5 protein-coding genes are annotated in these 14,177 nt (G+C 64.5%); 3 read left to right on the forward strand and 2 right to left on the reverse strand.

Features of this window, described 5'->3' with window-relative positions:
- The first annotated feature begins 217 nt into the window (after positions 1-217).
- The 3 genes from metH (at position 218) to RW112_RS14730 (ending at position 8,207) form a co-directional block, all read left to right on the forward strand.
- Positions 218-3,868 carry a methionine synthase gene (metH, locus tag RW112_RS14720; protein ID WP_317782489.1) on the forward strand — a complete coding sequence of 1,217 codons (3,651 nt, stop codon included), beginning with the start codon at positions 218-220 and terminating at the stop codon, positions 3,866-3,868.
- A 499-nt stretch (positions 3,869-4,367) separates the two neighbouring features.
- A complete protein-coding gene (locus tag RW112_RS14725; protein WP_317782490.1) occupies positions 4,368-5,747 on the forward strand; it encodes an MFS transporter in 1,380 nt (459 codons plus the stop codon).
- Between the two features lie 300 nt (positions 5,748-6,047).
- Positions 6,048-8,207 carry a glycogen debranching N-terminal domain-containing protein gene (locus tag RW112_RS14730; protein WP_317782491.1) on the forward strand — a complete coding sequence of 720 codons (2,160 nt, stop codon included), beginning with the start codon at positions 6,048-6,050 and terminating at the stop codon, positions 8,205-8,207.
- 210 nt (positions 8,208-8,417) lie between these two features.
- Here RW112_RS14730 and RW112_RS14735 read toward each other — a convergent pair whose 3' ends face one another.
- Together RW112_RS14735 and RW112_RS14740 are read right to left on the reverse strand one after the other, a co-directional pair.
- On the reverse strand, positions 8,418-9,782 hold the full coding sequence (locus RW112_RS14735) for an MFS transporter (protein WP_317782492.1): 1,365 nt from the start codon (positions 9,780-9,782) through the stop codon (positions 8,418-8,420).
- Between the two features lie 117 nt (positions 9,783-9,899).
- Positions 9,900-13,766 carry a hydantoinase B/oxoprolinase family protein gene (locus RW112_RS14740; protein ID WP_317782493.1) on the reverse strand — a complete coding sequence of 1,289 codons (3,867 nt, stop codon included), beginning with the start codon at positions 13,764-13,766 and terminating at the stop codon, positions 9,900-9,902.
- Positions 13,767-14,177: the final 411 nt, after the last annotated feature.

Below are 14,177 nucleotides of genomic sequence, written 5' to 3' on the forward strand. Positions count from 1 at the left end.
ACGCCGGATGTGTTGGCCGCAAATTAAAGCCCACCGTCCCTACACGGCGGCTGGTCCGCCCTGTAGGGGAGCGGCATCCAATGCAAACGGACGACGGCGGGAGGTCCCGCCGTCGTCGGCTCCGTGGCGGAGGTTTGGGCGCAACTGCACACCACCCGCCGTCGTAGTACATGGAAATACAGCGCACTGCATAGGGCGCCGCCCGTAGTCTGTTTAGATGCCTCGTTTTGCGCTTGATATTGAGTCCGTTCCCCGTCCCGTCCGCGCCCAGGCGCTTCTGGATGCGGTGAACCACCGGGTCGTCATTGCCGACGGCGCCATGGGCACCATGCTGCAGGGCCGGGAACTGTCCCTGGAAAAAGACTTCCTGGGGCTGGAAGGCTGCAACGAGATCCTCAATGACACGCGCCCTGACGTCCTCGCGGACATCCACGACGCGTACTTCGCCACGGGAATCGACGCTGTCGAAACCAACACCTTCGGCGCCAACTGGTCCAACCTCTCCGACTACGGCATCGACGACCGCATCGAGGAACTCGCCCGCAAGGGTGCGGCCATTGCCCGCGAACGCGCAGAAGCGGCGGAAAAAACAGACGGACGCATGCGCTGGGTCCTGGGCTCCATGGGGCCCGGCACCAAGCTCCCCAGCCTCGGACACACCAGCTACGACTACCTCAAGCAGACCTTCGCCCTGCAGGCCGAGGGCCTGATCGACGGGGGAGCGGACGCCTTCCTCATCGAGACCAGCCAGGACCTCCTGCAGACCAAAGCCGCCGTCAACGGCTGCAAGCAGGCCATCGTGACCCGCGGCGTACGGCTTCCCATCTTCGTCGAGGTGACAGTCGAGACCACCGGAACCATGCTGATGGGATCCGAAATCGGCGCCGCGCTCACAGCACTCGAGCCGCTCGGCGTCGACGCCATCGGCCTGAACTGCGCCACCGGGCCGGATGAGATGAGCGAGCACCTCCGCCACCTCTCCAAGCAGTCCTCCGTGGCCATCGCCTGCATGCCCAACGCCGGCCTCCCTGTGCTCGGCCCCAACGGCGCGCACTATCCGCTGTCACCCAGCGAACTCGCCACCGCACACGAGCAGTTCGTGCGGGAATTCGGCCTGGGCCTCGTGGGCGGATGTTGCGGTACGACGCCGGAACACATGGCCGCCGTCGTCGAACGCCTTGAGCCCTTCCGCACCAGCGCCACCGTCACCGGCGGTGGGAGAGGAACCGACGGCGCCCGCGTCCCCACCGAACGCGAAGCAGGCATCGCTTCCCTCTACCACCACGTCCCGTTCGACCAGGAATCCGCCTACCTCGCCATCGGTGAGCGCACCAACGCGAACGGTTCGAAGGCGTTCCGCCAGGCGATGCTGGAAGAGCGCTGGGACGACTGTGTGGACATCGCCCGCGAACAGGTCCGCGTTGGCGCGCACCTGCTTGACGTCTGCATTGACTATGTGGGGCGCGACGGCGTGGCCGACATCAAGGAGATCGTGTCGCGTTTCGCGTCGGCCTCTACCCTCCCGCTGGTCATCGACTCCACCGAACCGCCGGTGCTGCAGGCCGGCCTCGAACTCATCGGCGGCCGCCCGGTGGTCAACTCCGTCAACTATGAGGACGGCGACGGCCCGAACAGCCGCTTCGCGCGCATTATGCCGCTGGTGAAGGAACACGGCACCGCCGTGATCGCCCTGACCATCGACGAACAGGGCCAGGCCCGCACCACCGAGGGCAAGGTGGCCATCGCCTCCCGCCTGGTCGACGCCCTGGTGGGTGAATGGGGCATGCGCGTCGAGGACATCATCGTGGACGCCCTGACCTTCCCCGTCGCCACCGGCCAGGAAGAAACCCGCCGCGACGGCATCGAAACCATCGAGGCCATCCGCCAGATCACCACCAAGTACCCCGGCATCAACACCACCCTCGGCGTCTCCAACGTCTCCTTCGGCCTCAACCCGGCAGCGCGCGTGGTGCTGAACTCCGTGTTCCTGCACGAAGCCGTCCAGGCCGGCCTGTCCAGCGGCATCATCGACGCCGCCAAGATCGTGCCGCTCGCCTCATTGCCGGAGGAACAGCGCAAAGTGGCCCTGGACCTCGTTTATGACCGCCGCGAATACGATGCCGACGGCAACGTCACGTACGATCCCCTGGCCATCATGCTGGACCTGTTCGCCGGCGTCGACACCGCAGCGCTCAAGGACCAGCGCGCGGCGGAACTCGCCGCCCTGCCCACCGGCGAACGCCTGCAGCGGCGCATCATCGACGGCGAAGGCAAGGGCCTCGAAGCTGACCTGGACCTTGCCCGCAGCGAAGGCATGTCACCGCTGGCCATCATCAATGACCAGCTGCTCGAGGGTATGAAGGTGGTGGGTGAGCGCTTCGGCGCCGGCGAGATGCAGCTGCCGTTCGTGCTGCAGTCCGCCGAGGTCATGAAGAACGCGGTGGCCCTGCTCGAGCCGCACATGGAGAAGTCGGACGCGTCGGGCAAGGGCACCATGGTGATCGCCACTGTGCGCGGCGATGTGCACGACATCGGCAAGAACCTGGTGGACATCATCCTCACCAACAACGGCTACAAAGTGATCAACATCGGCATCAAGCAGGGGATTGCCGAGATCATGGCCGCAGCCGAGGAGCACGACGCCGACGTGATCGGCATGTCCGGGCTGCTGGTGAAGTCCACCGTGGTGATGAAGGAAAACCTCGCCGAACTGCAGTCCCGCGGCCTCGCGAAGAAGTGGCCCATCATCCTCGGCGGCGCAGCCCTGACCCGGGCCTATGTGGAGCAGGACCTGGCGGAGCAGTTCGAAGGCACCGTCCGGTACGCCAAGGACGCCTTCGAGGGCCTCGCACTGATGGAACCGCTGGTGGCGGTGGCCCGCGGCGCCGACCCGGACGCCGTCGGCCTTCCGCCGCTGAAGAAGCGGATCCACAAGGGAGGCCCGAAGTTCACGGTGACCGAACCGGAAGCCATGCCCGGCCGTTCCGACGTCGTCGCCGACAACCACGTGCCTGCGCCGCCGTTCTGGGGCACGCGCATTGTGCGCGGCGTGGCACTCCACGACTACGCGGCCCTGCTCGACGAGCGCGCCACGTTCATGGGGCAGTGGGGCCTCAAGCCCGGCCGCGGCGATGACGGCGCCTCCTACGAGGAACTGGTGGAACTCGAGGGCCGGCCGCGCCTGCGGTACTGGCTGGACCGCATCCTCGCCGAGGGAATGCTGGACGCGTCCGTCGCGTACGGCTACTTCCCGGTGGTCTCCGAGGGGGAACAAGTGGTGGTGCTGCACCACGGGGAGGATCACGACGGCGTGCTCGGCACCGCGGGACTGCTCGCCCCCGACGGCGGTTCAGGCGGTCCGATCGGCACCGAGCGGCTGCGTTTCGATTTCCCGCGCCAGCGCCGGGACCGGCACCTGTGCCTCGCCGACTTTGTACGCTCGCGCGAATCGGGGCAGATCGACGTGCTGCCGGTGCAGCTGGTCACCGCCGGCTCGAAGATCGACGAGGTCACGTCCGAGCTGTTCAAGGGCAACCACTACCGCGATTACTACGAGCTCAACGGCCTGGTCATGCAGCTCACCGAGGCACTCGCGGAATTCTGGCACGCACGCATCCGCTCCGAGCTGGGCTTCGCGGCCGAGGAGCCCAAGGACAAGGCCGGGTACTTCAAGCTCGATTACCGCGGTGCGCGGTTCTCGCTCGGCTACCCCGCGTGCCCCGACATGGAGGACCGCCGCAAGGTGACGGAGCTGCTGCGTCCCGAGCGGATGGGCGTGATCCTTAGCGATGAGCTGATGCTGCACCCCGAACAGTCCACCGACGCCTTCGTGTTCCACCACCCGGAGGCGAAGTACTTCAAGGTGTGAGTTTGGAGCGGTACCGCTTAGGCCAAAACGCCTGAGCGGACATCATGCTGCCGCGCGTCCGGCTGGGTGTTCTCTAACTGGACATGAACTCGGCACACTAAGCAGGTTTCCGGGCTTGAAGCTTCCACCTTCTCACGGGGCTGATCGCCACAACCTTGATCTGACCGGTCCTACACCGTTGTGCAGGAAGCTCGACCAGTTCGAAATCGGATGAGCACGCGTACCAGTAATCGTCGCGCCGGTCCACGGACTTGGCGGCCGTGGCCGATACGGGAGCGATTCACATCGGCCTGGCGTAAGGCCGGCACTCGCATATCCCCGTAGGTCTTCCTATGACAGGAAGAGTCATCGCTTTATCCTTGACTTGTTGCTACTAGAGGAAATAGGTTGTTGTATGACCAACGGTGATCTGGATCATATGTGCGACGCATTGCCCTAGTGGCTAGGCTGAAAGTGAAGCACCTCGCGGTCTTGGCACCATCCCCTGAATGGAGACAACATGGAACGCGACCTTGCAGATAATTCCTTGGAGAAGGTGAGTCCGGAGCGCCTGCGTAAGGTGGTGCGGGCCTCTTTTGCCGGAACCGTGGTGGAGTGGTTCGACTTTGCCATCTACGGCTACATGGCAACCCACATTGCCGCCACCTTCTTTTCATCCACGGATCCGGTGACGGGTCTGCTGGAGACATTCGCCGTGTTCGCTGTCGCGTTCGCGCTGCGGCCCTTGGGCGGCATCTTCTTCGGACGCCTGGGCGACCGTCTTGGACGTAAAAAGATCCTGGTGCTGACTGTCCTGCTGATGTCCGGATCCACGGCCGCAATCGGGCTCATCCCAAGCCACGAGACGATCGGCATCTGGGCCGCCGTCCTGCTGGTGCTGGCCCGGTGTTTGCAGGGCTTTTCCGCCGGCGGCGAATACGCGGGCGCCACCATCTACGTCGTCGAGCACAGCCCAGACGGCCACAGGGCACGTTACTCGTCCGCCATGTCCGCGGCGACGTTCTCCTCATTCGCCCTCGCTGCTGGACTCGGAGCGCTGCTCAGCTTCTTCCTGCCCCCCGAGGCCATGGGCGATTGGGGCTGGCGCATCCTCTTCCTGCTGTCAGTACCGATGGGTCTGATTGCCTTCTACATTCGCGCCAAACTCCACGAGTCCCCCGAGTTCCAAGCGATGATCGATGATTCCGCCGCCCGGCCCGCCCCGTCTTTGGGAGCCGTCTTCCGCACCCAGTGGCCAGCGATGCTGCGCCTGGGCGGGTTCGTCATGCTCACGGCGCTCTCCTTCTACATTTACTCCACGTACATGTCGACCTTCCTGATCAAGGTGGTCGGCCTGCCCCCGCACCTTGCCCTGTTCTCGAGCTTGATCTCGCTGACCCTTGCAACGGCGCTGGCCCCCGTCATGGGCCGTGTCTCAGATCGCATAGGGCGCCGCCGCACCATGCAGACTGCCGCCGGCCTCCTGGCCATTCTCACCATTCCGGCGTACATGATCGCCGAGCAGGGAACGTTCGCTACCGCCGTTGTCAGCCAACTGCTCATTGGACTCGGTGCCGTGACCGCTAATGTGGTGACCTCGGTCCTGATGTCTGAAATGTTCTCGACTGACGTGCGCTTCGCGGCATCGGGCACCTGTTACAACATCACCTACGCGGTATTCGGCGGTACCGCACCCTTCGTGGCAACGTGGCTTGTCGCGGGGACCGGATACTCGCTCTCCCCCGCCATTTACGTCTCAGCCATCGCCGTCGCATCATTCCTCGTCGCCACCTTCCTCATACCTGAGACCGCAGGACGGCCTCTGCGCCGATACCACGACGACCCAATGTCCCCAGAGCCTGCGCCCGCCGTGGCCTCAGAATCGGTGCGCGGGGCCTGAGGTTCCATGGCAAGCAAAATGGTCGGCCGCTGTCCGGACCTGTGTAGGTCCAGACAGCGGCTCGCCATGCCGTGGGCGATCGCGATGGCACAGATCCGCCGGTGGATGAAAGGGATGGTTTGAGTAAACTTGGCCTAATTATTGCCGCCGTATTCAACTCTTTCGTGATCCGCAGAGGCCCTGCTCTGGCAACCTTGAACCGACGGGCGTAGCGTTCGAATTGAACGACGGCGGTGGCCGCAACCTGACCAAGGACCGGCACGCTGGCCGTATGGTGCCAATCCGTTCGAGGAGCCGGAAATGGCTGGATGGAATGCCGATACGGCGGCCGGGCCACTAGGCGCCGGGACAATCACGTTGGTGGAAGGTTCATCCTTCTGCATCTCCCTGCCGAACGGGGACATCCAACCCGAACTCCCGCACGGGGTCTTCTTCCAGGACACGCGAATCCTGTCCCGCTGGAGCCTGACCGTCAACGGCCAGGTGCTGGAGCCGTTGGCGGCGGAAACCAAGGAACCCTACCGGGCGCTGTTTGCGGGCCGTGTTGCCCGTTCTGACGGGTATGCGGACAGCCCGCTGCTTGTGGAGCGGCTGCGCGAGGTGGGTGTCGGCATCACGGAGGAGATTACGGTACGGAACTACTCGCTGGATCCGGTCGAATGCGTGGTCTCCCTCACCGTCGAAGCGGATTTTGCCGATCTGTTCGAGGTCAAGGAGGCGCGCGTCCAGCGGCACTGGGACGAAACCCGGCAGCCGGACGCAGGTTCACTGACGATCAGGGGCACTTGGCAGGATGCCCGCAAGGGGATCGTCATCAACGCGAGCGGCGCCGACCACGTTGGTGCGGACGCCCTGAGATATCGCACAGTTGTCCCACCGCACGGCCACTGGAGCACCGTGCTGAGCGTGATGCCTACCGTGGACGGGACCGGAACGGCGGCACCGTTTGTTCATGCGGCACCAGGCGATATTTCTCCGCGGGACCGACGTCGGATGGAGTGGGTGGCGAGGATTCCGGCGCTGCAGATGGGAAACCGTTCGATCGAACGAACCCTTCAGCGCAGCTACGACGATCTGGGTGCGCTCAGGATCGAGGATCCGGCACATCCGGACAGGGTGGTGGTCGCCGCCGGAGCGCCCTGGTTCATGACTCTGTTCGGCCGCGACTCACTGTGGGCCTCGGAAATGGCACTGCCCGTGGATCCGTCTCTGGCCCTGGGCACGTTGCAGACGCTGGCCGACCGGCAGGGCCGGGTGGTGGACCCGATGAGCGAGGAGGAGCCGGGCAAGATCCTGCACGAGGTCCGGCTCGGCGTCTCCAGCGGCCTGTCCTTGGGCGGTAAGCCGGAATATTATGGCAGCGTCGATGCGACCCCGCTGTTTGTGAGCGTGCTCGGGGCCGTCAGCCGCTGGGGCTTTGCCAAGGAGACCATTGCCGCCCTGTTGCCCAACGCGGACCGGGCCATGGACTGGATCCGGGACTACGGGGACCGCGACGGGGATGGCTTCGTCGAATATGAACGACTGAATGATCGGGGGTTGATCAACCAGGGCTGGAAGGATTCCTGGGATGGGATCAACTTCGCGGACGGCACCTTGGCGGAATCGCCGATCGCCCTGTGCGAGGTCCAAGCCTACGTCTACTCAGCGTACATGGCGCGTGCTTGGATGGCCTACGACGCCGGCGACACGGCCGTCGGCGACGAGCTCACCGACCGGGCAGTAGAGCTGAAAAAACGGTTCAACGAACAGTTCTGGCTGCCCGATCGCGGATACTACGCGATCGCGCTGGATAAGGACAAGCGCCCGGTGGACGCCTGCGCCTCCAATATGGGCCACTGCCTCTGGTTCGGTCTCGTGGATGAAGACAAGGCGCCGCTGGTAGCCGAGAAGCTGATGTCCCCGCAGATGTTCTCCGGCTGGGGCGTTCGCACCCTGGCTACCGACATGGGGGCTTACAACCCGGCGAGCTACCACAACGGCTCGGTCTGGCCGCACGACAACGCCATTATTGCGGCCGGCCTGGTGCGCTACGGTTTCGTGGAAGAAGCGCAGCAGATCGCCACGGCTCTGCTGGAGGCCGCCGAGTACTCGGACGGCCGGCTGCCCGAGCTCTTCTGCGGTTTCGACAGGGAACGGTTCACCCAGCCCGTGCCGTACCCGACGGCGTGTTCGCCGCAGGCCTGGGCAGCGACGGCGCCGATCCTGCTGGTGACCAGCCTGATGCGCTACGACGCGCACGTATCCCGTGGTGGTATGTGGCTGGACCCGGTACTGCCGGAGGCCTATGGCGACCTGCACATCACCAATGCGCCCATGGCCGGCGGCCGGATTACCATCGACATTTCCGGTTCCACCACCTCCGTCCAAGGACTGCCCAAGGGCATGGCGCTCCACCGCGGGCACCGGCCATGGATGACCGAGCTGGTGGAACAGGCCAAGCTGCGCAAGAAAGCTTAAGGGAGACAGCGGGCCCGTCAGCCTCAGCGGCAACCTCGGCATGCCAGCTCCTGCTCACCCAGGCGGGGAGGAGTTGCAGCAGCAAACCGCCACCGCAGTCCATCGATACGGAACCTGCTTATTAAAGTCATCCGCACGGCGGGATCTCCCTGATGTTCAGGGAGATCCCGCCGTGCGGATGGTGTTGTGGTGCGGGGTTTCAGGGACCTGTCAGTCCGTGCGGACCTTGCTGGGGTCCACGTTCCGGGCGGCAAAGATGAGCAGGCCGGAGGCGAGGATGGGGAGGACGCCCCACCAGAGGGTGGCGTTGATCCAGCCGGCGCCCGCGGCGAGGGCGGCGGTGATCAGCAGGCCCCCGATGATCGCTCCGACCTGGCCGGAGGCGTTGATGATGGAGCTTCCGGTTGCCCGGGTGTGGACGGGGAAGCTTTCGCCGGTGAAGAACAGCAGGGCGGAGAAGGGCCCGATGAGGAAGAACAGCCCGGCACTGTACAGCCCGATGATGAGCGGGAAGTTCCCGTTCGGTGCCTGGAGCATGGTGAAGAAGGAGGCGGCGCACAGGATCCAGCCGATCCCGATCGCGTTGCGGCGTCCGATCCGGTCGCCGAGCCAGCCGTGGAACAGGTAGCCGGCGAAGGCGGTGGCGTTGGAGATGATGAGGACCAGCAGGGCGTTGTCGAACTCGATGTTCTTGCCGTCCGGTGCCGTGAGCAGCGACGTGCCGAGGATCGCGAATGCAAGGACGCCCAGCCAGTTCAGGAGGAAGGCCCCGCCGATCGTCAGGGTGGACCGCAGCGATTCTCCGCGGAAGACCGAGACGAGCGGACTGGCCTTCTCCGAGACGTCAATTCCGTATTTCTCCCCGAGCTGCTGTGCCTCTTCGATCCTGCCGTCCTTGATCATTTTGTCGATCTGGTGACGGTGGGCGAACTGGGGGCTTTCTTTGAGCCAGCGTCCGGCGAGGACGATGAAGACGGCGGGGAGTGCGGCCACGGCGAAGCAGAGCGCCCACCCGCCGATGGGGAACAGCAGGTAGACGGACCCGGCGGCCAGGACGGAGCCGACCGGCCAGCCGGACTGGACGAGTGAGTAGACGAGACCGCGGCGGCGTGCCTTGGCGGGATCGCTGTTGTGGGCAAACATCTCGTTGAGGTAGGCAGCGTTGATGGACTGTTCGGCGTAGCCGAGGCCGGCCAGTGAACGCACCAGGACCAGGAAGACGAGTCCAAGGCCGGCAGCGAGGCCCACAACCCAGCCGACAGTGGCGGTCAGCAGTGAGGCGACGGCTGCACCAACGACGGCGATCAGGATGCCCTTGCGGCGGCCGATCCGGTCGACGATCGGGCCGATCCCGAAGGCCACGAGTGCAGTTCCTGCGGTCACCCAGGTATTGATCCCCGTGGACTGGGCCGCGCTCCAGCCGAGGTCTGAGGCCAGCATGGGCAGGAGGTTGCCGAACAGGACGAAGTCATAGACAGCGAAGGTCCAGGCGAAGAAGCAAATCCAGGTGGCCAGCCGGACGTCCTTGGGCCTGACATCAGACTCGACAAATTGAAAGGTTGGGGCAGTGGTCATAACGGTTCCTAATTCACGGGGACGGTGGGGATGTGATCAGTAGGGAACGAAGGGGGCGGCCCGGAGGCCAGCGTAAATAGCTGGCTCCAGGCCGCCCCTTTTACTGCGGCTAGTGGCTTAGGTTGCCGAGCTGAGCTCGGCGACCAAAACCTCGCGGCGTTCAGCGGTTGACCTCAGATCGACCGTGAGTTGGCCGTTGACCTCCTTGAGGACCACACCGTAGTCACGGTCGGCCGCCTCGGCGGTCGTAAAGCCGTCCAGCACGTCCTCGAGGACCTTCAGCGGGTCCCGCTTGTGCGGGTCACCGAAGCCGCCACCGCTGGGCACGGTGATCTGCAGGGAATCACCGGCCAGCAGTTGACGTCCGGTGACCTTGGACGGCCAGGACTCCTCGCCCGCCCGGCCGACGTTCTTCACGAGCGAGCCGTTGAGGCCGTCATGGCCGCCGAAGGCTCCCCATGGCACGTCCGACTCGTGGCGTTCACCCTCGCAGGTGATCGCGGTGTCGGTCAGGAAGGTGTTCTCCCGGACGATGCCGATGCCGCCGCGGAATTCACCGGCGGCCGCCGGCTCGGAGCGTAGTTCGTAGCGGTCGGTGCGCATCGGGAACCGCCACTCGAGCTCCTCGATCGGGTTGTTGCGGGTGTTGGCGATGAGGTTGTCCACGGAGTCCGGCCCGTCGCTGGTGGCGCGGGCGCCGTAGGAGCCCTCGTTGACTTCGAGGTAGACCCAGTACTCGCCCTGTTTCTCGTCCCATCCTGAGTAGGAGATGAAGTGGATGTGGGCGGAGTTGCCTGCGGTAACGCGCTCGGGGATGACGGGGGCGAGCGCCCGCAGAGCCAGGTCGACGGCCCGCTGTACCTGGGAGAACCGCGAGAAGGTCGCGGCCGGATACGTCGGGTTGAAGATGGTGCCCTCCGGGGCGATGACCTTCAGCGGTTTGAGCATGCCCTCGTTCTGGGGCACAAACACCGGGAAGGCGACCTCGTCCAGGAATATCATCCGGGTGATGAACGTGAATGCCGAGACCGTGGTGCCCTCGAAAGCGCAGTTATAAGCGGTGGGCACCTGTTCCGAGGATCCGGTGAGGTCGTACGTAATCTCGTCACCCTCGATGATCACCTTCACGACGATCGGCAGCTTCTTGCCGTAGTTGCGGCCGTCGTCGTCCAGGTAGCCGACCTCGGTCTCGTAGACGCCGTCGGGGATCTTGGCGATCTCCTGGCGCAGCATCCGTTCCGAGTAGTCGATCCAGCTCTGGCCGGCCTCGCGGACCGCGCCGAAGCCGTACCGCTCAATGAGGGCGATGTAGCGGGACTTGGCCAGCTCGCAGGCGGCGATCATCGCCTGGAAGTCGCCCTCGTTGGAGGTGGGTGTCCGGGTGTTGTTGAGAATGTGCCGGATCAGCGATTCCTGGCGGACGCCCTTCTCGGAAATCTTCACCGCCCGGAAGATGGTGCCTTCGGACTGGATGTCCTGAATGTCCACCATCAGTCCGGAGTACGCGCCGCCGTTATCGATGAGCTGGCCCGAGGCTCCGGCGAAGCCGACGAGTTCCCCGTCGTGGAAGATCGGTTCGATGATCGCGACGTCGGGGGAGTGCGTGGCGCCCAGATACGGATCGTTGTGCAGGATGATGTCACCGTCGTGGATGTCGTCGCCGAGGACCGAGATCACGCCCTTGACGATCTTGGGCATGGAGCCCATGAACATGGGCGTGGAGTCGGACTCGGCCAGCACGTTGCCGTCCTTGTCGAAAAGCCCTGCGCCGAGGTCCTCGGACTCGCGGATGATCGAGGAATAGGCCATGCGGAACAGCACCGAGGCCATTTCCTTGGCCGCCGAGTTCAGAGCGCCCCCGATCACGCGCATCAGGATCGGCGTGGCCAGTTTCTCGGCACTCTGGGTCGCGGCCGGGCAGTCGATGACGAGGTTGCCGGCTGCGTCCACCGCTCCGGAGAATCCCGGAGGAATAACGGTGGTGGAGTCGTACTGTTCGATGATGGCGGGACCGGTGAAGGTAATTCCCACGCCCATCCTGTCGCGGTCGTAGAACCTGGTGTCCAGGGTCACCGGCTTGCCATCCTGTTCGAAGGTCACCGGACGGGTTTCCACCAGGGCGTCTTTGAGGGAACCGGACTTGATCGCCTCAGGCGTGGGCAGGTCATCCATCACGGCGCTGGCCTCCACGCGGATGTTGATGACCTCCACGGTGCCGTTCTTGAAACGGTGACCGTACTCCTCAAAGTGGGCATCGTGGAAGGCTGCCTCGGCCTTTTCCAGCCAGGCTTCGTTGACTGGTCCTGCGGGGGCGTCGAAGCGGATCTCGTACCCCTGGCCCTCGTAGCGCGCGTCCGCGAGCCATTCAAGCTTGCGGCGTTCGGCCGGCACGTCCTCGGCATCCAGCTGGGCATTAGCCTCGCGTTCCAACTGCTCGAAGGAGGCCTGGATGGCGGCGGGGTTGGCGTTGGCGAACGTGAACCGGCTGGTGGCGACGAACTCGTACTTCTCGTCGGTAGCCAACAGGCCGGTGGCAGCCATGATGCCGGGGTGGGCCGGGATCAGCACCTTCGGGACCTCCAGCTCCGCGGCGATCTCGCAGGCGAACAGGGCGCCGGCACCGCCGGCAGCGACGAGGGTGAAATCGCGCGGGTCGTAGCCCCGGCGCACGGAGTTCTGCTCGATCGCCTGGGTCATGCCGAACTTCTGGATCTGCAGCGCGCCGAGGGCGGCCTGGTCCACAGACATGTTGAGCTTTTCTGCCAGACCTTCCATGGCCTTTCGGGCGCCATCAAGGTCCATATCCATACCTGAGCCTGCCAGAACGCGGTCAGGACGCATGCGGCCCAGCAGCACCTGGGCGTCGGTCGATGTCGGTTCCGACCCGCCGCGGCCGTAGCAGACCGGGCCCGGGACGGCGCCTGCAGATTGAGGACCCACGCGGAAGACCCCGCCAGCATCGACGTAGGCGATGGAACCGCCGCCGGCACCAATGGTGTCGATGTCCACCATCGGGACCATGGCCTGGTGATCGCCGATCTTAGTGTCCAGCAGGTGACGCATGCGCAGTTCACCCTTATAGGCCACGCCGATGTCCGCCGACGTACCGCCGATGTCCAGGGTGACAACGTTCTCGAACCCGGACTGGCGGCCGGCCCACATGCCGCCGATCAGGCCGCCGACCGGTCCGGACATCATCAGGGTGACGGGCCGCTTGGCAGCCTCCTTGATCGGAACCATGCCGCCGGAGGACTGCATCAGCAGGATCTCCCGCTTGTAGCCCAAGCCTTCGGCCTGCTCCTGCAGACGGTATAGGTATTTCGAGACCCGGGGCCCGACATAGGCATTGAGCGCGGTGGTGGAGAACCGCTCATACTCCCGGTAAAGGGGCACGATCTCGCTGGACAGGGACAGGTAAGCCTCGGGGAACTCCTCCGCGACGATTTCCCCGATCCGCTGCTCGTGGGCGGAATTCAGATACGAGTGCAGCAAGCAGACGGCGATGGCTTCAACTCCGGCCGCCTTCAGCTCGCGCACGCGCTCACGGACCTCTTCCTCGTCCAGGGGGACCAGGACGTCACCGTTCGGTGCGGTGATGCGCTCCTTGACCGTGAGCCTATGGCGGCGCTTGATCAATGGCTTGGTCTGCCACGGCAGTTCCTGTTGGAGGGAAAAGTTGTACGGCTTCTTGTGCCGGGCGATGTGCAGGATGTCGCGGAAACCCTCGGTAGTGATCATCCCGACCTCCGCACCGGTGTGCGTCAGCGCGGTGTTCGTAGCCACCGTGGTCCCGTGCACCAGCTGGTCGATCTCCGCAAGCGAGACACCGGCCTTCTCGCAGAGCTTCTTGATGCCGGAGATAACGGCTTCTGACGGATCGTGCGGTGTGGAAGGGACCTTCTCCACAACGGCAATGCGCTGGGCGTCGTCTGAAAAATACAAGTCGGTGAAGGTGCCGCCGACGTCTACTCCGATGCGCTTCATGCTGGGGTCCTTTCGGAAGTGAGGCTCAGGACTGCGTTGAAGGGAAGCTTGCGTGGGCCTTTCGGCCATTGGCAACCCCCGTTTGGAGTCCGCTGGGGTTAGACCGCAAATCTATGTGCCATAGGTCACAAGTTGCTTAGTAAGCAATGTAGTTCCCGTGGAAGCAACACGCAATGGCTGATGGTTCTTTTTTTCAGGCGGCCCCCTTCGCTTGTGGGCCGGATGGTGGGAGTGGTAAAAGGTTGACCCCCGCTCGGCTTTGGATAAATCGCCTTGCTCCGAGTTCATGCTTTTTGGAAGGCGCCGGCCCCCGGATCCCATGGGGGCGCGATTCCGGCAAATCTCAGAAGGGGGTTGTGCGTTGCGCAAACAGCAACTACTGTGATGACACAGCAACAAAATGCGGACAGG

The sequence above is a fragment of the Arthrobacter sp. B10-11 genome (assembly GCF_033142195.1).
Lineage (GTDB): Bacteria > Actinomycetota > Actinomycetes > Actinomycetales > Micrococcaceae > Arthrobacter > Arthrobacter oryzae_C.

Coding starts and splice junctions, on each gene's coding strand:
- metH (WP_317782489.1), top strand. CDS start 218: ATGCCTCGTTTTGCGCTTGATATTGAGTCCGTTCCCCGTCCCGTCCGC.
- RW112_RS14725 (WP_317782490.1), top strand. CDS start 4,368: ATGGAACGCGACCTTGCAGATAATTCCTTGGAGAAGGTGAGTCCGGAG.
- RW112_RS14730 (WP_317782491.1), top strand. CDS start 6,048: ATGGCTGGATGGAATGCCGATACGGCGGCCGGGCCACTAGGCGCCGGG.
- RW112_RS14735 (WP_317782492.1), bottom strand. CDS start 9,782: ATGACCACTGCCCCAACCTTTCAATTTGTCGAGTCTGATGTCAGGCCC.
- RW112_RS14740 (WP_317782493.1), bottom strand. CDS start 13,766: ATGAAGCGCATCGGAGTAGACGTCGGCGGCACCTTCACCGACTTGTAT.